At 71.8% G+C, this 18664-nt stretch carries 17 protein-coding genes; 6 read left to right on the top strand and 11 right to left on the bottom strand.

Translation table 11 applies throughout. From position 1 onward, the window contains the following. Nucleotides 1-5 precede the first annotated feature (5 nt). Both AMIS_RS03695 and AMIS_RS03700 read right to left on the bottom strand, forming a co-directional pair. On the bottom strand, nucleotides 6-926 hold the full coding sequence (locus AMIS_RS03695; RefSeq protein ID WP_014440845.1) for a glycosyltransferase family A protein: 921 nt from the start codon (nucleotides 924-926) through the stop codon (nucleotides 6-8). After that, a complete protein-coding gene (locus AMIS_RS03700) occupies nucleotides 923-1858 on the bottom strand; it encodes a sulfotransferase family protein (protein ID WP_014440846.1) in 936 nt (311 codons plus the stop codon). Before AMIS_RS03700 ends, AMIS_RS03695 begins: the two co-directional genes overlap by 4 nt. Nucleotides 1859-1920: 62 nt before the next feature. On the opposite strand from AMIS_RS03700, the gene AMIS_RS03705 reads away from it, so the two are divergent. Then, on the top strand, nucleotides 1921-2751 hold the full coding sequence (locus AMIS_RS03705) for a WecB/TagA/CpsF family glycosyltransferase (RefSeq protein WP_014440847.1): 831 nt from the start codon (nucleotides 1921-1923) through the stop codon (nucleotides 2749-2751). 181 nt (nucleotides 2752-2932) lie between these two features. Here AMIS_RS03705 and AMIS_RS03710 read toward each other — a convergent pair whose 3' ends face one another. The 9 genes from AMIS_RS03710 to cysC form a co-directional block, all read right to left on the bottom strand. Further along, on the bottom strand, nucleotides 2933-3472 hold the full coding sequence (locus tag AMIS_RS03710; RefSeq protein ID WP_051041808.1) for a DUF4262 domain-containing protein: 540 nt from the start codon (nucleotides 3470-3472) through the stop codon (nucleotides 2933-2935). 38 nt (nucleotides 3473-3510) lie between these two features. Next, nucleotides 3511-4506: a glycosyl hydrolase gene (locus AMIS_RS03715; RefSeq protein WP_014440849.1), complete on the bottom strand. Its 996-nt coding sequence runs from the start codon at nucleotides 4504-4506 to the stop codon at nucleotides 3511-3513. Then, nucleotides 4499-5233 (bottom strand): methyltransferase domain-containing protein, encoded by a 735-nt coding sequence (locus AMIS_RS03720; RefSeq protein ID WP_041829539.1) that lies wholly within the window; start codon nucleotides 5231-5233, stop codon nucleotides 4499-4501. Before AMIS_RS03720 ends, AMIS_RS03715 begins: the two co-directional genes overlap by 8 nt. Beyond that, entirely contained in the window at nucleotides 5230-6789 is a 1560-nt protein-coding gene (locus tag AMIS_RS03725) for a lipopolysaccharide biosynthesis protein (protein ID WP_231859226.1), read from the bottom strand. The genes AMIS_RS03720 and AMIS_RS03725 overlap by 4 nt, the downstream gene beginning before the upstream one ends. Beyond that, nucleotides 6786-7664, bottom strand: a complete 879-nt coding sequence (locus tag AMIS_RS03730; protein WP_014440852.1) for a sulfotransferase family protein — start codon at nucleotides 7662-7664, stop codon at nucleotides 6786-6788. Before AMIS_RS03730 ends, AMIS_RS03725 begins: the two co-directional genes overlap by 4 nt. A gap of 5 nt (nucleotides 7665-7669) precedes the next feature. Next, a complete protein-coding gene (locus AMIS_RS03735; protein ID WP_051041810.1) occupies nucleotides 7670-8938 on the bottom strand; it encodes a hypothetical protein in 1269 nt (422 codons plus the stop codon). Beyond that, nucleotides 8935-10302 (bottom strand): O-antigen ligase family protein, encoded by a 1368-nt coding sequence (locus AMIS_RS03740; protein WP_014440854.1) that lies wholly within the window; start codon nucleotides 10300-10302, stop codon nucleotides 8935-8937. Before AMIS_RS03740 ends, AMIS_RS03735 begins: the two co-directional genes overlap by 4 nt. Continuing rightward, nucleotides 10299-11975 carry a Wzz/FepE/Etk N-terminal domain-containing protein gene (locus AMIS_RS03745; RefSeq protein ID WP_014440855.1) on the bottom strand — a complete coding sequence of 559 codons (1677 nt, stop codon included), beginning with the start codon at nucleotides 11973-11975 and terminating at the stop codon, nucleotides 10299-10301. Before AMIS_RS03745 ends, AMIS_RS03740 begins: the two co-directional genes overlap by 4 nt. Nucleotides 11976-12064: 89 nt before the next feature. Beyond that, complete coding sequence (gene cysC, locus AMIS_RS03750; protein WP_014440856.1) at nucleotides 12065-13585, bottom strand: adenylyl-sulfate kinase; 1521 nt, start codon at nucleotides 13583-13585, stop codon at nucleotides 12065-12067. A gap of 219 nt (nucleotides 13586-13804) precedes the next feature. On the opposite strand from cysC, the gene AMIS_RS03755 reads away from it, so the two are divergent. The 5 genes from AMIS_RS03755 (at nucleotide 13805) to AMIS_RS03775 (ending at nucleotide 18657) form a co-directional block, all read left to right on the top strand. Further along, nucleotides 13805-15097, top strand: coding sequence for a glycoside hydrolase family 26 protein (locus tag AMIS_RS03755; RefSeq protein ID WP_041829540.1), 1293 nt, complete (start codon nucleotides 13805-13807; stop codon nucleotides 15095-15097). A 123-nt stretch (nucleotides 15098-15220) separates the two neighbouring features. Further along, on the top strand, nucleotides 15221-16135 hold the full coding sequence (locus AMIS_RS03760; protein WP_014440858.1) for an ABC transporter ATP-binding protein: 915 nt from the start codon (nucleotides 15221-15223) through the stop codon (nucleotides 16133-16135). Beyond that, on the top strand, nucleotides 16128-16997 hold the full coding sequence (locus AMIS_RS03765; protein WP_014440859.1) for an ABC transporter permease: 870 nt from the start codon (nucleotides 16128-16130) through the stop codon (nucleotides 16995-16997). The genes AMIS_RS03760 and AMIS_RS03765 overlap by 8 nt, the downstream gene beginning before the upstream one ends. After that, nucleotides 16994-17947: an ABC transporter ATP-binding protein gene (locus tag AMIS_RS03770; protein WP_014440860.1), complete on the top strand. Its 954-nt coding sequence runs from the start codon at nucleotides 16994-16996 to the stop codon at nucleotides 17945-17947. Before AMIS_RS03765 ends, AMIS_RS03770 begins: the two co-directional genes overlap by 4 nt. Then, entirely contained in the window at nucleotides 17947-18657 is a 711-nt protein-coding gene (locus AMIS_RS03775) for an ABC transporter permease (protein ID WP_014440861.1), read from the top strand. Before AMIS_RS03770 ends, AMIS_RS03775 begins: the two co-directional genes overlap by 1 nt. The last annotated feature ends 7 nt before the right edge of the window (nucleotides 18658-18664 follow it).

Below are 18664 nucleotides of genomic sequence, written 5' to 3' on the forward strand. Positions count from 1 at the left end.
TGAGTTCAGATACCCCGGCCGCGCTTGTGCAGGGCGGACAGCACGTTCTCCACCTTCACCGCGCCGGTCAGCGCGGCCAGCGCGATCGCGGTGCGCGGTTCCCGCCAGTTCGCCCGCACCGCCTCCTTGCTGTACCGCCAGGCCTGGCTGCGGTTGCCGGTCGCCGCGGACCAGCAGGCCAGCTGGCCGTAGACCCGGGCCGCGCCGGGGCGGCACCCGCTGATCTCCGGGTGCCGGCGCATCATCCAGCGCAGTGAGGAGATCTTGGTGGCGTACTCGTAGGCGTAGTGCGAGGTCCGGCCCCAGAGCACCTGGACCAGCGGCTCGTCCAGGTGCACGATCGGCGCCCGGCGGGCCGCCCGGAGCAGCAGGTCCCAGTCCTCGTTCTGGCTGCCCGGCGCGTCCTCGGCGACCAGGCCGACGGCGTCGGTGGCGAGGGCCTCCCGGCGGATCAGGAACGACGACGAGTGCAGCATCGCCATCCGGGACCGGGCCAGGTCGTCCACGGTGACCCGTCCCCGGCCGGCCAGCCGTGCCGTGGTCCGTCCCTCGTACTCCACCTCGATCGCGCAGGTGGCGAACTCCGCGTCCGGGTCGGCGAGCAGGGCGGCGACCTGTCGGCGCAGCTTGTCCGGCAGCCAGCGGTCGTCGTCGTCGCAGAACGCCACCAGTTCGGTGTCCAGCGCGAGCAGGCCGGTGTTGCGGGCGCCGGCCAGGCCGGAGGTGCGCCAGTTCGTCAGGATCAGCACCGGCACGCCGTCGGCCGAGGTGGAGGCGAGCAGATAGTCCGGCTCGGTCTGGTCGTAGACCACGACGATCCGGATCTCACCGGGATAGCGCTGCTCGCGGACCGCGGCGATGGCCCGGCGCACCAGCTCGGGGCGGTTGCGAGTCGGGATGACCACCCCGACGGACGGCCAGTTCATCGTGCCTCCGATGCGACGTTGATCGGGTAGCCGTAGGCGTGCAGCAGCGGGCCGCAGACCGCTCCGACCAGCCGGCGCTGGGAGCGGGGCAGCGCGCGTACCCAGGCGTCGTCGTGGCGCAGCGGGAGCCGGCCCACGGTGAACCGCATCGGGTTGCCGGCGGCGCTGTGCCCGGTTCGCAGCATCGCGTGGTCGGGACCGAGGAAGTCCAGGTCACCGGGGTGCAGCGGGACGCCGGCGAAGTCGGCCAGCCGGACCAGGGCGGCTCGCGGGTCGGCGAGGAACTCCTCGTAACGGATCCGGCGCACCGGCACGCCGCGGCGGGCGAGCAGCCCGAACGCGGCGTTGTGCGCGTTCCAGAGCAGCGCCGAGCGGCCGGGGGAGTAACGGGTCATCTCGTCGGCGCCGTCGGTCTCCGGGCGGGCCACCGTCTTGGTCCACGAGTACGCGACCCCGCGCGGGTCCCGCACCACGTGCACCACCCGCAGGTCGACGTCGTCGGCCCAGCGGAGCACGTGCGCCAGGGCGGAGTGCTTGGAGGAGTCGATGACGACCCGGGCGCCGGCCACCTCGGCGGCGGCGGAGTAGACCCGGGAGTAGAAGGCGGCGTACTCGCGTACCTCACCGGTTGCCGTCGTCGCGGTGGCGAGCCGGGGGATGTGCCGGGTCCGCTCGACGGACTCGCGGAGCTCGTGCACCCGGTCCACATCGACGTTGTCCCAGCCGTCGAAGGCACGTTTGCCGACCTGCTGCCAGAACTCGCAGGCGGAGAACCGGACCCCGCAGCCGCAACGCTCGTCGTCGCGGACGTCGCGCTGCCACAGGTGCACGATCTCGCCCAGCGCGCACATCCCGGGCAGTTCGCCGAGGAGACGCTCGACGAGTGTTGTCCCGCTTCGCCCGAGTCCGCCCAGAAATAGCACCTGTGCCACTTTGGCCCGCCTTCGTTCGTTTCGCTGTGGTAACGAGTGAAGCAGGCAAAAGGAGGCGTTAGGTGTCTATCGAGGCTTTCGACCGCGTACACCTGGACGGAACCGGAATCGACCGGATCACCGAGGACGAGGTCGTGGCCGTCGTACGGGACGCCCTCGCGCACGGGCGAGGCGGTCGGATCATCACCCCGAACATCGACATCCTGCGCCGTGCGGCTGCCGATCCGCGGTCCCGCCGCCATCTCGACGACGCCGATCTGATCGTGGCGGACGGCATGCCGCTCGTCTGGGCGAGCCGGCTCGGCGGCGCCCCGCTGCCCGAACGGGTGGCCGGCAGCAGCCTGATCTGGTCACTCTCACGGGGTCTCGGCCGGGACGGCCGGTCGGTCTTCGTGATCGGCGGGGCGCCGGCCACCGAGGATCGCCCGGCCGGCGCGGTCCGGGCCGCGGCCCGGCTCCAGGCGGAGGCGCCCGGCCTGCGGATCGCCGGCGCGGTCAGCCCGGAGTTCGGTTTCGAGCGGCGCGAGGCACGGTACGCCCGTTTCCGTGCCGAGGTGATCGAGGCGGTTCCCGATCTGGTCTTCGTCGGGCTCGGTTTCCCCAAGCAGGAGCTGGTGATCGAGCGGCTTCGCAGGCACCTGCCGTCGGCCTGGTTCATCGGCTGCGGCGCCGCGGTGAACTTCGTGGCCGGCGACGTGCACCGGGCTCCGCGCTGGATGCAGCGCACCGGCCTGGAGTGGGCACACCGCCTCGGCGTCGAGCCGCGCCGCCTGGCCGGCCGGTACCTGAGGCACGACGCCCCTTACGCCCTGCGGCTGCTGGCCCGAGCCCCGCGCGGCGCCCGCGAGAGGCCCACCGTCACGCCCGCGAAAAGCCCGGCGTCCCGCCGGTGACAAGCCCGCAGTCACGGTCATGCCCGTGAAAGCCCGGCGTCCCCCGCCCGTGAGAGGGCCCGCTCGGCAGGGCGCGGCATCGCGGCGTGAGGCGGCGCGGCGCAGCGTGCATCGCGGCGTGAGGCGGCTCGGCACAGCGCGGCGCCGCGTCGTGGGCGGCCACGCGCGGCCCGGAACCGAATCACCCCGGGCCGCGCACGCCCCGTCTCGCGCGGCCGCGGGGGAGCCCCCGGAAACCCGTGCAGCGGCGGGCCGCCCGGACCGCCGCCACCCCGATCGTCGGCTGCGGCCAGTCGCCCTCGACATAGCCGCTCTGCCAGGGGAAACGGCCCTCCGGGTCGGGCCAGACCAGCTGGCGCAGCACGACCTGCTCCTCGCCGTAGCGATACAGCGCGGCGCCGGGGAAGACCTCGTCGGTCGGCCCGCCGGCCACGACCATCAAATCGTGACCGGCGACCAGGCCGGCGACCCGCTGGCCGTGACGCAGCCGCAGGCCCTCGTGCCGGATCCGGGCGGCCGCCTCGTTCAGCAGCGCGCCGGTGAGGTCGAGCGGAACCCCGGCGACGGCCACCTCGGGATGCCCGCACTCGGTGAGGCCCACCGTGTAGCCGAACGGCACCGCACCGGGCGGGTCGTCGTCGGCCGGCTCGACGTGGACGACGGTCCACCCGTATTTGTCGATCAGCCTGCTCTGCTCGTCGAAGAACTCGTCGAGGTCCATGAGAACATCTTGGAACAGGTGTACGACACTTTTTGCCACTACGGATTGAAGTACGGGTCTTTCACCATGGTGTGGAAGGCCGCGAACGCCGGCTCGTCACCCATCAGCTGAAAATGCTGGTTGGGCTTGTTCCGGTCCGGGTTCGACTCGAAGTACGCCACCGCCTTGATCTGCGGGTTCGCCTTGAAGGTCCGCTCGGCGTCGCGCAGCCAGTCGGCCCGGCCGGCCGACCCCCACACCTTCGCCACCCCGAACTCGCCGATCACGATCGGTTTCGGCCGCTGGGCGGCCCAGTCCAGGAACGGGCCCATCAGCTCCCCGATCGGCTGGAACTGCGCGCCGGCGTACACGTCCACGCAGGTCCAGTCCACCTGGTCGTCGCCGGGGTAGAAGTCCGGCGCGTCGCCCCGGACGAACCCCTCGGCGGTCGGGCACCACACCCAGGAGACGTTCTCGGTGCGCTCCTGCCGGAAGATGTTCCGGACGTACTTCCAGGCGTCGATGTAGTCGGCGCCCGACCACATGGTGGCCCGCAGGTTCGGCCGGTCCATCTCCCAGCGCATCCGCAGCATCACCGGCTTCTTGATCCGGCGGATCGCGCGGGCCTGCTTACGGATCAGCTTGTCGTGGTCGCCGGCCAGGATCGACCGGTTGTCCCCGGTGGCCCAGCTGATCATCAGGTTCGCGTCCTGGGCCAGGAACTCCTTGTCCGAGGCGGTGCCCATCATCTGGTCGAAGCGGCGGTACGTGTTGATGAAGTCGAGTCGCCGGCCCAGTGACTGCTCCAAGCCGCCGACCGCCGCGATCCGGCCGACGTGGGTGAGCTCGTCCGGCTTGATCCACGCGCCGAGGTATGCGCCCTGTTCCGGCGGCCGGAACGGCCCCGCCTGGAACGGGCCGGGGTTGACCGCGACCGCCCGGGGAGCCCGGGACAGGTCGGGCGACGGTTCCGGAGCGGGTTCCTTGCGGTCGTCCCGGGAGCAGCCGGCCAGCAGCAACAGCAGCACCACGGCGGTGGTGGCGACCCTACGCATGGACCCGCCGCGCCGTGTAGAGGACGTTCACCGCGTACCCGTCGATGCCCGGCAGGTGCCGTGCGGTGGCGTCGGCGATCCGGGCCAGCCGCCGGTCGTGCAGCGAGGGGGTGAGCATCGAGAAGCCCCGGCGCTCGACGATCTCGAAGCCGTGCCGGGCGAGCAGCCGTTCCACCTGCTCGTGGGAGAGCTCGGCGAACCAGCGCTCGCCGTCGTGCCGCCGGGCGCGCAGGTGCCGCAGCGACCCGGCGTTGCCGTGGTTCTCCACGACCAGCAGCCCGGAACCCCGGTGCGGCAGCGCCTTGGCGGCGAAGGCGAGGGCGCGGTCGCGTACCCCCTCGTTGACGTTGAGAAGCAGCCGGAAGATGGTGACCAGGGCCGGGAAGCCGGCCGGCACCGGGGTGGGCACCGGGCCGTCCATCGGGACCTGGTGCCAGTACGCGCGGGAGCCCACGTCCGCCGCTTTGGACATCATCTCGGCCGACGTGTCGTACCCGTGCGCCTCCCGGACCAGGCCGTGCAGTGCCCGGACCGCCCGGCCGGTGCCGCAGGCGAAGTCGTGGTGCACCGGCGGGTGCTCGGGGAACTCGCGGCGCACCAGCGTCCGCAGGTAACTCCGCTGCCGTTCGTTGATCCGTGACGCGTAACTGTCCGGGGCGTAGGTGACGGTCTCGTACTTCTCGACCGCGTCGGTGTCCCGGAACACCTGTGTGTAATCGCTGGTCAACTCTCCTCCAATTGAGATCGTCGGGCGAAGGCAGCGAGGCCCAGCTCGCGGCGGAGCAGCCAGGCGCCCGCGCAGTAGGCCGGCACGGCGACGGCCAGCGCCGGCAGGAGCCCGGTCAGGGCGCCGGCCACCGCGGGCAGCAGCCCGAAACAGCCGAGCGAGAGCAGCGCGGCGGCGCGCGTGCCGGTTCCGAAGGGGTGCAGCCCGGTGCTGCGGTAGACCTGCGCGAGCGGCAGCAGGTTGTTCACGACCACCGCGCAGGCCAGTCCGGCGGCGGCGCCGAGCGCTCCGGCGCGGGGGATCAGCAGCAGGTCGAGGCCGATCATCACGGCCAGGGCGGCCAGCACGTTGCCCAGGTTCAGCGAGGTCCGGCCGGCCATCGCGAGAACCATGTCGACCATGCCGCAGCCGGTCGCGACGAGCATCGCGGCGGCCAGCACCAGCACCACCGGCCGGCCCGCGGCGTAGTCGTCGCCGAAGATTCGCAGGTAGTAGGGCGCGCATGCGATCACCAGCAGGTTGATCGGCCAGGTCACGAGCACGAGCCAGCCGGTCGCGGTCTGGTAGAGCCGGTTCGCCGCCTGCCGGTCGCCGGTGCTCAGCGCCTCGGCGAGCCGCGGCTGCACCGACTGGGAGAGTCCCTGGTTGGCGAACTGGATCAGCACCACGAACCGGCCGGCCACCGCGTAGATCGCGGCCGGCGCGAGGCCGCCGAGGGCGGCCACCAGCAGCACGTCGACCCGCTGCAGCGCAAGCTGGGCGACTGCGGCGACCGCGCGGGGACCGGTGAAGATCCAGAAATCGCGGCGCAGGCGCCGTCGTTCGGCACGCTCGGCGGTGGGTCCGGCCGGGCGATTGCCGGTGTACGCCCGACGCGCCGCCCACCCCGCCAGGATCGCGACCGGCAGGTAGGGCGCGGCCCAGGCCAGCGCGAACATCGGAAGCGACGCGGTGACCCAGAGGGTCGCCACTCCGGCCGCGCTCACCGCCAGCAGTTGCAATACGCTGCGCAGCACCCGGTCCAGCAGCACGGTCGGCCGCATGATGCGGTATCCCCGGGTGACCGTCAGCAGCACGTCGGTCAGCGCCTGCAACGGCAGGAAGACGGCGAGAACCCGCAGGCCCGCGGTGTGCCCGGCGGCGATGTGCGGCGACTCGGTGGCGGTGAGGCGCGCGATCTCCGGTGCGGCGAGCCACATCGCCCCGGCCAGCACCAGCGAGAACCCGGCGACCGGCGGGATGCCGGTCCGCAGGCAGGCGCCGAGCAGGTGGCTGCGGCCGGTCGCGCGCAGCCGGGCCGGCCAGTACACCAGGCCGGTGTGGGTGCCCAGCTTGGCCAGGCCGCCGGCCAGCACGAACGCCGCGGTGGCGGCGAAGAACGCGCCCGCCTCCTCCGCTCCGAGGGTGCGCGCGACGATCCAGGTGACCAGCACGCCGGTGCCGCCGGCCAGCGCCGACCCGGCCATGTTCGCCAGCCCGCCGCGCGCCGCGCCCCGCGCCGCCCGATCAGGATCGTCCGGAGAAGAGGGCCGGGCGGGTAGGAGAGGAGCCGTCACGCCCGGCGCCAGATCGGGGTGCGCCCGAGCCAGCCGGCCAGCGCCTCGTCGTGCGACTGGTAGTAGGCCCGCAGGTCCCGGCGCAGGCCCGGATCCATGTCGCCGGCCCGGGGACGGGCGTTGTGCTGCTCGAACGCCGGCCGTTCCAGGTCGGTGGGCAGTCCCAGGAACGCGCAGATCTCGTCGTAGACCGGTTCCGGCTCGGTGAAGAACCGCTCGCTCTCCACGACGTGGATGCGCTCCCGGCCGACGTGCTGGGCCATCACGCTCAGGTAGCGGGCGTACTCGCCGCGGGCCCGGTACGCGTGGTGCTGGTGGGCGAAGCTGTAGTAGCTGGGGTCGATCGCCAGCCGCTCCTCCTGGCGGTGCAGCCGGGCCGGCTCCAGGGCCAGCGCCGCCCCGAAGTCACGCTCCGACTCGAAGGCCCGGGCCACCTCGTGATGATGCTGCGAGTACGCGCGCTCCACCGGATCCCGGACCAGCACCACGAGCCGCGCGTACGGCAGATCACGGGCGATCCGGGCGGCCGCCTGCGGGTGGTACATGTAGTACGGGCTGGATTCGAAGGTGCGGGCCGGCACCCCGTACCGTTCGGCGATCTTCTCGGCGCTGCGCAGCAGCGGGAAATGCGCGCGGTACCAGTCGAGCCCTCGGTGATAGTCGGTGTCGAAGTAGTGCACGCCCTTGTGCAGCACCGCCTTGAGCACCACCGGGTGCGCGGCCAGGGCGCGGTACAGCGAGGTGGTGCCGCACCGCTGACCACCGCAGATCAGGAACGACGGCAGCATCCGGTTCTCCGCCGTGAGCCGTCCGATCGAGCGGGAGCCCAGGTGCACCACCCGCTTCACCGGTGCGGGCAGGTTACGTACGTCCATGGTGTCTAGAGCTCCTCTACGCGGCGGATCAGCACCGGCAGCAGCCACGTGCCGAGCACGCCGAGCCGCGCGCCGGCCTCCGCCTGCCGGTCGGTCAGGTAACGGACGGCCAGGTCGACGAGGTAGAGCAGCGCGGTGATCTCCCGGGACACCGGCGCGACGCCGAACGGGGCCAGCAACTCGTCGCTGCGGCGTACGGTCGCCTCGACCGCGGCCCGGGCGTCCCCGGTGGACTGGATGCGTTTCTGCAGCTCGTGGTGGACCGCGTCGAAGCCGAGCGGCACCCCGGTGGCGAACCGTTCCCAGTCCCAGACCAGCAGCGCGTGCTCGAGACTCGCCATGTTCCAGGGGGCCCAGTCGCCGTGCCAGGCGCCGTACCGCAGCGTGGTGTCACCGGAGTGGGCGGCGAGCACACCGACCGCGGCCGCCAGCCCGGCGCCCTCCGGCCGGTCGGCCACCGCGGCGAGCCGTTCCTGCAGCTGCTGCCAGTACCGGCTGCCGGTCAGCGGCCCCGAGGTGACACCCTGGCAGCCCGCCACCTCGACCATCGCCGCGGTCAGCCGCCGCTCGCTGAGCGGTGCCCGGGGCAGCCAGACCGGCAGCGCCGACTGGATGAGAACCTGCAGGCCACGCCACTGCCCGGCGTGCAGCACCCGGGGCACGGCCACCTTGGTCAGCCCGCCGGCACCGAGCCGCTGCAGCGCCGCGGTCTCCGCACCGACCAGGCTCCTGGTCAGCGGGCCGGTGCCCAGCTTGCCGAACGCGAACGTCTCGCCCTCGGTGGTGAGCAGCTGCAACACCGGTTTGCGGTTGGCCCGCGCCGGGCCGATGTGGATGCTGACCGCGAGGTCGCGGCGCAGCGCGTCGCTCAGGTATCCGTCGATGCCCGCCGACGCCGGGCCGGTGACCCGGATCCGGTCGCGGAACAGCAGGCCGGTGGCACGGGTGTGCACGGCGGCCACCACGGCGTCGCGCTTGAGCCGGGCCAGGCGGGACTGGGGTTCGGCGTACCTGCGGACCGCCGCGGCCGCGACCGCCGGGTTCAGCGAGGGCACGAGCAGCCGGGGCCGCCGCGCATTCGGGACCACCAGGTATTCGGCGATCACCGGCACCCCCGGGTTCTTCATGGGTTTTCCCCCGCGGGAAGGCAGAGCTCCGCCCTCGGTGTCGCACGGTGGCGGATAGAGCAGCCCGAGAACCTCGTTCAGGTACTGGGTCCGCAGCATCGCGTCGTCGGCGGTCAGTTCCGCCGGCGCCGTCCTCACGGGACTCATGTGTGGTCGCTCCCCTCGATCCAGTCGCGCCAGAGCAGCGCGTACGCCAGAACCATGAAGGCCAGAGGGGTGACCAGGGAGTTGTACCAGAGCATCGCCGAGAACGAGGTGACGAGCGCACCGCTCGCGGCCACCCCGATCGCGCTCCGGTCACGGCGGAAGCGCCACAACCCGTACCCGAAGAAACCGAGATATCCGGCCGTGCCCACCGCGCCGTGCGCGTAGAGCAGCTGCCAGAGCTGCCCGTTGCCGCCGACCGTGAAGTTGCCGCAACGCTCGCAGCCCGCGCTCTCCCCGACCGCGATCGAGTTCCGCCCGCCGAGGGTGTCCCGGGTGCCGCCGTATCCGATCACCGGTGACTCGGCGAAACCGTCCAGGGCCCTCTCGATCAGGTACGACCGGACGCCGTTGGACTTGCCGTTGTCGAGTCGCGCCTGCACGGTGTCACCGAGTGGGGTGGCCGTCAGCACGGCGGCCAGCGCACCGGCGGCGGCGATCACCACCCCGAGGATCCAGATGCGGCCGGCCAGCACGTACCGGATCGCGACGTAGACGACGAGCACGCCGATCCCGATCCAGAGGCCGCGGTTGAGCGAGGCCACCGCCGGCACGGCCGAGATGGCGAGGCAGAGCAGGGCCAGCGCCTTCTTGCCGGCGCTGCGGCTCGCCCACGCGGCCACCAGCAGGAATCCGGCCAGCAGGCAGAAGTTGTTGCCCCAGGTGTTGGTGTAACCCCAGGGCGCGGCCGGGCGCGGCTTCTCACCACCGACCAGATCCATGATCTGCGCGGCGTAGGGGTGCACCAGGGACCTGATGAACCCCTTGTTGCGTACGCCGGACGGCAGCACCCACTCGACCGGCGAGGTGAACTCGAACGTGCCGGCCACCATGCCGAGCAGGCCACCCGCCACGGTCAGCACGAACATGCCGGCGAGCAGCCGCACCAGGCGCCGGCGGGACAGCTCCGCCTCGGTCAGGTTGCCGGCGTAGAGCAGCAGCACGGTCAGCGACAGGTACATCGAGAGCTTGTAGACGACGGCCGGCAGCCTGTCGCTCGCGCGTTCCACCACGGTGCCCGTCGGGTCCGCGCCCAGCGCGGCGATGCTGACCACCGCCGCGATCAGGAAGATCGCCCACCAGGCGAAACCCGGTGGCAGGCGCAGCGGCCGGCCCGCGGCCCGCCGGCGCACCAGCAGAAACAGCATCGGCGCCGCCATCAGCGGAAAGATCAGCACGCCCAGGCCGAGCGCCCACCAGAGCGGGTAGAGCAGCAGGATGCCGGCGACCGGCCAGGCCGGCAGGGAGCGGTTCTTGACGCTGCGGGCGGCCGGTCCGGCGAGCGGAGCCGCCGCGACCGTCGTCACTTCTCGTCGCCGTCGCTGGCGATCTTCTCGATGACCGCGGTCTCGTCGGCGACCGCCTCGGCCGGGCGCTGACGCGGCGATCCGGCGAACTGGAGCTTCTGGGTGGGCTCGTCGACCGGCTGCGGGGTCAGCGTCACGGCCGGCGCCACGAAGTCGCCGGGCTTCATCGGGGCGAGCTTCGGCATCACCACGGCGCCGAGCAGCCGGGTGCCGACCCGCTGCAGCTGCTCGGTCGCGTCGATCAGGGCGGGCCGGCGGGAGCGGCGCAGCTCGACCGCGAGGATCGCCGCGTCGGCGAGGCTCGCCAGGCTCTGCGCGTCGGCGCTGCTGCTCGTCGACGGCGCCTCGATCACCACGTATCCGCCCTGCTGGCGCAGCGCCGACAGGGTGTCCTTGAGGCGCTGCGACTGCATCAGCCCGGCGGCGGTGGCCGCGCCCCCGGTGGTGATCACCCGCAGCGACGGGATGCGCGGGGTCCGCTGCAGCGTGCGCGACAGGGACGCCCGCCCGGCCAGCAGGTCGGAGAGCCCGGGCAGGGCGGAGACCCCGAGCATCCGCGCCAGCGGCGCGGCATCGACGACGCTGTCCGGCAGGTGCGCCCCGATCAGGATCACATCACTGCCGGTACGGGCCAGCGCCGCAGCCAGGTTCGCGGCCACCAGCGTGCTGGCCGACCCCCGGCTGATCCCGGTCACCACGATGATCTGGTCGCCCTCGCGCAGGCTGGCGAGAACCTCGTTGCGGAGGCGGTTGAAGACCCGCCCGCCCGGCCCGTACGGCTGCACCACGTCGTCGAAGTGCGGCGTGCTCCGCTCGTCCAGCACGGCCAGCACCGGCACCCGGCCCCGGTCCCGCACGTCGGCCGCGGTGACCAGCCGCCTGTCGAAGCGTTCCCGCAGGTAGGCGAAGCAGAGGCCGAGCAGTAGGCCGATCATGCCGCCGGTGCCGACGTTGAGCAGCGTGTTCGGGCTGGTCGGGCGCTCCGGGAGGCGGGCGTCGCTGATGATGGTGCCGCCGCCGACCATCGTCGTGGTGAGCTCGTTCAGGCGGCCGGTCAGCGAGTTCAGCTGGTTCTGCGAGTTGTTCCGCAGGCTCTGCAGGTTGCTCTCGGTGGAGCTGCCGGGCGCCGCGACGGCCAGTTTCGCGTTCAGGCCGGTCAGCGCCCCGGTCAGCTGCTTGACCTTGAGGCTCAGCGACCGGATCTGCTTGTCCAGCTGGGCGCGCGCGGTCTCGTCCCGGTTGCGCAGGTACGCCTCGGCGAACGCGTGCGAGCCGATCCGTGCCGCCTGGGGCGTGTCCGCCTGGAACGTGATCACGAGGACCGTGGTGTTCGCCGGAACCTGCACCGACACCGAGCGTGCCAGCTCGATCGGCGAGGTCCCGGAGCGCATCAGGGCGGCGGCTCGGGTCGCGACCGCGCCGGAGCCGACCAGCTGGGCCTCGGTGTCCAGGTTGACCGCGCCCTTGGTCCGGCCGCCCTGCGCGTTGGTGTCCTGGTCGACGGATTGGACGAGCACCGAGGTCGACGACTCGTACACCTTGGGCATGGTCTGCGCCAAGATGGCGCCCGCGCCAAGGCCGGCCCCCGTCGCGACCAGGGCGATCCACCAGTGACGGCGGAACGCGCCCAGGTATTGCGAGACATCGGCGGACGCAGGACGAGGCGCTTCCATCAGAGTTCGGCGGCCCTTCCGGGTAAAGGAGTGTTTCGGGCGTTTCGCCCCAGAGGGGTAACGCCGCACTCCCGCCGCGAGTGATGGGCCTACGTGAGTTTGGGCTCCACCCAGCCGTTCTCGATCAGGTATGCGAGCACCACTTCGACCGCGTCGGGCACGGTCATCGTGGTGGTGTCGATGGTCAGTTCGGCGTTCACCGGCACCTCGTACGGGTCGTCGATCCCGGTCATCCCGCGCAGCTGACCGGCGCGGGCTCGGGCGTACAGGCCCTTGCGGTCGCGGCGCTCGCAGACCTCCAGCGGGGTGGCCACGTGCACCAGGACGAACCCGGCGCCGGCCTCCGCCGCCATCCGCCGGGCCGCCGCCCGGGCCTCCTCGTACGGGGCGATCGGGCAGGCCACGGCCATGCCCCGGTGCCGGCCCACCTCGGCCGCCACCCAGCCGATCCGGCGCACGTTGCGGTCCCGGTCGGCCTTGCTGAAGCCGAGGCCGGCGGTCAGCTCGCGGCGCACCACGTCGCCGTCGAGCAGGGTGATGGTCCGCTCGCCGTTCTCCCGCATGGCGTCGGCCAGGTTGCGGGCGATCGTCGACTTGCCGGAGCCGGAGAGGCCGGTGAAGAAGACCACGAGCCCGCGGTGCCGGCGCGGCGGCCGGACCCGGGACAGCTCCTTGGCGACCGCCGGCGGGGTGTGCCACTCGGGCAGCGGGAAGCCGCGGTCCAGCAGGTCGTCGATCTCGGCCGGGGACATCGCGAGGCGGCGGTTGCGCGGCGGGATGTCGTCGCGCCAGCGCCACTGGCCGTCCCGGTTGTCGTAGGCGAGCTCGCGCGGGACGAGGACGCGCACCCCGGCACCGGAGAGCATCTCGCCGGTGGAGAGGACGTGGGTCACCCCGTACGCCTGGGCCACCCGGGCGCGCAGCAGGGCGTCCCGCATCTCGTCGCCGTGCGGCAGCAGCGGCACCGCGACGACGGTGGCCGGTGGCATCCGGTCACGGGCCGCGAAGATCGAGCGGACCAGCGACTCCGGTGGCAGGCCGTCCGGTCCGGGGCCGCTCACCGGGATCAGGATCAGCAGGTGCGCGGCGAGGGTGCGCGCGGCGTGCGCGATCTGGGCGAGCTGCGGCCGGTGCAGCGGACGGTCGGCGATGACACCGAGCACCCGTCCGGGGGGAAGCAGCGCGGTCACCTCGCCCGGGGTGCGCCGCAGCCGCTGGAACGGGCCATGGCCGCCGTCGCCCATCCGGCGCACCGGGCCGCCGATGCCGAACCGGTTGACCCCGGTCTGCCAGGCGTCGGTGACGTCGATGGCGGCGACCGGCGCGCCCTCCGGGTCGGTCAGGACGACCGTGCGCCGGCCGGGATCGCGCAGGTCGAGGGTCTGCGCCAGCTCGCCGGGGACCTCCAGCGTGACCGCGACCGGCCAGGGAGTGCCGTCGGCGAGACGGCCGGTCCGGCTCAGCGAGGCCAGGTCGGCCCGGCCGAGGAACCCGGTCAGTGGTGCGTACGCCCCGGAGAGCAGTAGTTCGAGGTCCGCCAACTCGTACGGGCGCGGCGTGAAGGACGGGGCGTCCCGCAGCACATCCTCGGGCAGTACCGATCCATTCACCTTCGCATCCCCCTGCAGCAGACTTGGGGGACAGTTTCGCAGCCTCGATCGAGTGGGTCGAGACGGGCTCTCGCTCTTCTGCGGATCTTCTTACGAGACGGGCCGCAGGAGCGGCCAAAACGACTTAACTCGGGGATCCGGTTAAATCGCGTCATTTCTGGACAAATTGCGCCGATCGCCTGATACTGCCTGTTTGTGAGACAGAACCGGAGCCGACTCGTGCACAGGGCAGTCCTGACCACAGCCTTCGCCATGTCGGTGACGGTCACCCTGGCATGGGCCTGGACCGGCGGCATCGACCAGCTCGGGCTGCGGCACGAGCCGCCCCGGGAGCCGCGGATCGTCGTGCCGGACGCCGACGCGCCACTGCCCCGCACACTCGCGCCACTGGGACCGCCGGCGTACGAGCCGGAGCCCGGATCCGCCGGGACTCCCGGTGACGGCGGGGCGTCGGGGGGCGTGCTCCCCCCGTACCGGAAACCGGTTCTGAGTAATTCCGGCACCCAGCTGCTCGGCGGCGTGCCGGTCCGGCACCAGCCGCGGGCGGCGAACCGGGCCGAGGGCAAGAAGTGCCGGACCGGCGCCCGGCTCGTGCCGACCTGCGGGGTGCTCTGGGGGGTGGCGCCGGGCGCGAAGACCGAGGCCCGCGGTGTGCAGGCGCTGCACGAGTTCGAGCGCAAGACCGGGCGGCACCAGGCGGTGTTCCACGCCTACCACAGCGGGATCAACCAGGTCTTCCCCACCGAGCAGGAGATCGCGATCTCCCGCGAACACGGCCGCAAGCGGATCCTGCTGCTCAACTGGAAACCGGAGACCACCACCTGGGCGCAGATCGCCAAGGGCGACCGGCGCACCGACGCCTTCCTCGACCGGCTCGCCGAGCACCTGCGCAAGAACTACCGGGAACGGTTCTTCTTCGCGATCCACCACGAGGCCGAGGATCAGGTACGGGAGAGGACCGGCTCCGGATACACGGCTCGGGACTACGCCGCGATGTTCCGGCACGTGGTCAAGCGGCTGCGGGCCAAGGGCGCGCACAACGTGGTGACCGTCCTGATCCACATGGCCTACGTCCCGCACACCACCAAGAGCTGGTTCAGTGACATGTACCCGGGTGACGACGTGGTCGACTGGATCGGCTTCGACACGTACTCCTACAGCGACCCCGGTTACGGCCACGGCGACTTCGAGGAGCTGCTCAACCGCCGCTCGGCGAGCAAACCGGGTTGGCCCGGCTTCTACAACTGGGTGCGCGCCAGGCATCCGCACAAGCCGCTGATGGTCGCCGAGTGGGGTGTCTGGTTCTCCAAGCGCAACCCCGGGCACATGGCCGACTTCTACCGCGAGGTGGGCCGGGAGATCGGCCGCTTCCCCGGCATCAAGGCGATGGTGCACTTCGAGACGCCCGCCAACCACAAGGGGCAGGACTCGTCGGTCGACAGCACTCCGGCCGCGCTGCGCGAATATCGGCGGCTGGGGCGGCTGCCGGTGTTCCAGGTGGCGGTCAGCTGAGTTCCCCGTCTTCCGGTCGCTTTCTGTCTCCGGTCGTTTCCTGTGGGGAAGCTGAGAGACCCTGAGAGTCATCAGGGTTACTTCCGGATACCCCGGGGTGCGTCGCCTTTCTAGGCTGAGGCCGTGACCATCATCGCTACGCAGGCGCTGACGAAGACGTACGGGGGCGGGGTGACCGCCCTCGCCGACCTGACCGTTGACGTCGACGCCGGAGTCATCGGGCTCGTCGGCGCCAACGGCGCCGGCAAGAGCACCTTCATCAAAATCATGCTGGGGCTGATCGCGCCCAGCGCGGGCTCGGTCCGCGTGTTCGACCTCGACCCGGTCACCCAGACCGACCGGGTCCGTGCGCGGGTCGGATACATGCCGGAGAACGACTGCCTGCCGCAGGACGTCTCGGCTGCCGAGTTCGTCACCCATCTGGGGCGGATGAGCGGCCTGCCACGCACCGCGGCGCGCGAGCGTGCCTCCGAGGCGTTGCGGCACGTCGGCCTCTACGAGGAGCGGTACCGGCAGATCGGCGGCTACTCGACGGGCATGAAGCAGCGGGTCAAGCTGGCCCAGGCGCTCGTCCACGACCCCGACCTGTTGCTGCTTGACGAGCCGACCAACGGCCTCGACCCGGCCGGGCGCGACGCCATGCTGGCGCTTGTGCACCGCATCGGCACCGAGTTCGGCATCTCCGTCGTCGTCTGCTCGCACCTGCTCGGCGAGGTCGAGCGCATCTGTGACTCGCTCATCGCGATCGAGGGCGGCCGGCTGCTTCGCGCCGACCGGATCTCGAGCATGACCGCGGCCTCCGATGTGCTCGCGGTCGAGGTCAGTGAGGGTACGGATGAGCTGGCCGCCGCCCTGGCCGGGATGGGCATGGCCGTGACCCGGGACGGGCGGATGCTGCTCGTGCCGATGGACTCGGAGACCGCCTACGACCGGATCCTGCACGCGGTGACCGAGCTCGACCTCTCCCTGCACCGCCTGGACCAGCGCCGGCACCGCGTCGCCGAGCTCTTCACCGCGAAGGAGACCGCCGATGTCTGAGGCCGGCGTCATCCACGACATTGGCTATCAGCGGTACGAAGGCGTACGGCTGGGCCGGGGTGCGGCACTGCTCGCGCTCTACGTGCACGGCCTGCGCGCCGCGTTCGGCTTCGGCCGCTCGGCCAAGGCGAAGATCTTCCCCTGGCTGGTGGCCGGCATCATGCTGCTGGTCGCGGTGATCCTGGCGGCCGTCCGGTCCCAGCTCAACCAGGTGATCTTCACGTACACGCAGTTCGACGACCAGATGGCCTGGCTGATCATCTTCTTCGTCGCGATCCTCGCGCCGGAGCTGATGTCCCGGGACATCAAGTCCGGCACGCTGCCGCTCTACTTCAGCCGCCCGCTGCGCGCCGCCGACTACGTGACGGCGAAATACCTGGCGATGGCGAGCGCGGTCTGGCTGCTCCTCGGCATCCCGCAGCTGATCATGTTCCTGGGCGCCGCGTTCACCACGGACGACGGGGCGAAAGGCGTCTGGAACGAGTTCCTCGACCTGGCGCCCGGCTGGGGTTACAGCCTGCTCTGGGCGCTGCTGTTCAGCGGCATCGGCCTGCTGATCGCGTCGCTCACCGGCAAGCGGGCGTTCGCGGCCGGCGGCATCGTCGCCGTCTTCCTGCTGACCACCCCGGTGGTCGGCGTGCTGAGCATCCTGACCTCCAGCACGGCGAACCACCTGGCCGGCCTGGCCAGCCCGATGACGCTGGTCTCCGGCGTCGGCACCTGGATCTCCGGCAGCGCCGACGACGAGATGGGCATCCCGATCGGCGACTTCGGACCCGTCTACGCCATCGAGGCGTTCTGCCTGATCGCCGCGTGCCTCCTGCTGCTGCTGGCCCGATACCGGAAGGTGGCCTCGCTGTGACGACCCAGACCATCGAGCCCCAGACCGGCGCCGGCACCGGCGTGGTCGAGCTGACCAACGTGACCCGCTGGTACGGCAACGTCGTCGCGGTCAACGACATCACCATGTCGCTGGGCAGCGGCGTGACCGGCCTGCTCGGCCCGAACGGCGCCGGCAAGACCACCGTGCTGCACATGATGGCCGGATTCCTCGCGCCGTCCCGCGGCACCGTCACCATCGAGGGCAAGCCGACCTGGCGCAACCCGGCCGTCTACCGCGACCTGGGCCTGGTCACCGAGCGCGAAGCGGTGCACTCGTTCCTCACCGCCGAGCAGTTCGTGCTGGCCTGCGCCAAGATGCAGAAACTGCCCGACCCGGCCGGCGCCGCCCGGCGCGCGCTCGAGCTGGTCGAGATGACCGGGGCCGCCGACCGGCGGATCGGCACCTTCTCCAAGGGCATGCGCCAGCGCACCCGGGTCGCCGCCGCTCTGGTCCACGACCCGCGCGTGCTGCTGCTCGACGAGCCGTTCAACGGCATGGACCCGCGCCAGCGGATGCACATGATGGAGCTGCTGCACTCGCTCGGCGACCGCGGGCACACCATCCTGTTCAGCTCGCACATCCTGGAAGAGGTCGAGCAGGTCGCCGGCCTGGTTCAGGTGATCGTGGCGGGCCGCCTCGCGGCCTCCGGCGACTACCGCAAGATCCGTCGCCTGATGACGAACCGCCCGCACGTGTTCGCCGTGCAGAGCTCCGACGACCGGCGGCTCGCCGTCGCGCTGATCGGCGAGAAATCGGTGAGCGGCATCGAGATCGAGTCCGGCGGCGGCATGACCGTCCGGGCGTCCGACTACGGCAGCTTCACCCGCGCGCTGCCGCGCATCGCCCTGGACCAGGGCATCCGGCTGCACAAGCTGGTGCCGTCCGACGAGTCCCTGGAGAGCGTCTTCTCCTACCTGCTGGAGGCCTGATGTCCACCGTCGCTCTGATCACGGCGCGCGGGCTCTTCGGCCAGCGCCGGGCGCTGATCCTGCTCCCGCTCCCGTTGCTGCTGATCGGCCTGGCAGCGATCTGCCGGGCGTACGACATCGACGCCGACCAGTGGGGTGCCGCGGTCATCGTCGGCCTCGGCTTCGCCGTGGTCCTCCCGGTGGTCTCGCTGATCGTCGGCACCGGCGTCCTCGGCTCCGAGGTGGACGACGGCACGCTGGTGCACATCCTCACCAAGCCGCTGCCGCGCCGCGACATCATCCTCGCGAAGTACATGGTCGCCGCCGGCGCCTCCGCGGTCACCTCGGCCGTGCCGCTCTTCGTGGCGGGCGTCCTGGCCGACTCGGCCACGTTCGGGTTGGCCCTGGCGGTGGCGGCGGTGGTCGGCGCCTTCGCGTACTCCGCGCTGTTCCTGCTGCTCAGCCTGCTGACCCGCCGGCCGGTTCTGCTCGGTCTGGTCTACATCCTGGTCTGGGAGGGGCTGCTCGGGCGCTTCCTGAGCGGGACGCGGGTGCTCTCCATCGAGCAGTACGTCATCACCATCGCCGACAAGCTCGAACCGACCACGATCCTGCAGTCCCAGGTGGGCGTCACGACGGCGATCGTGATGAGCGTGGTGTTCGTGGTGGCCTGCACGCTGGCGGCGATCAACCGCCTGGGCAGCTTCAGTCTGGCCGGCGAGACGAGCTGACAGCCCA

Origin of the sequence: Actinoplanes missouriensis 431, from assembly GCF_000284295.1 — a bacterium.
Classification (GTDB): domain Bacteria; phylum Actinomycetota; class Actinomycetes; order Mycobacteriales; family Micromonosporaceae; genus Actinoplanes; species Actinoplanes missouriensis.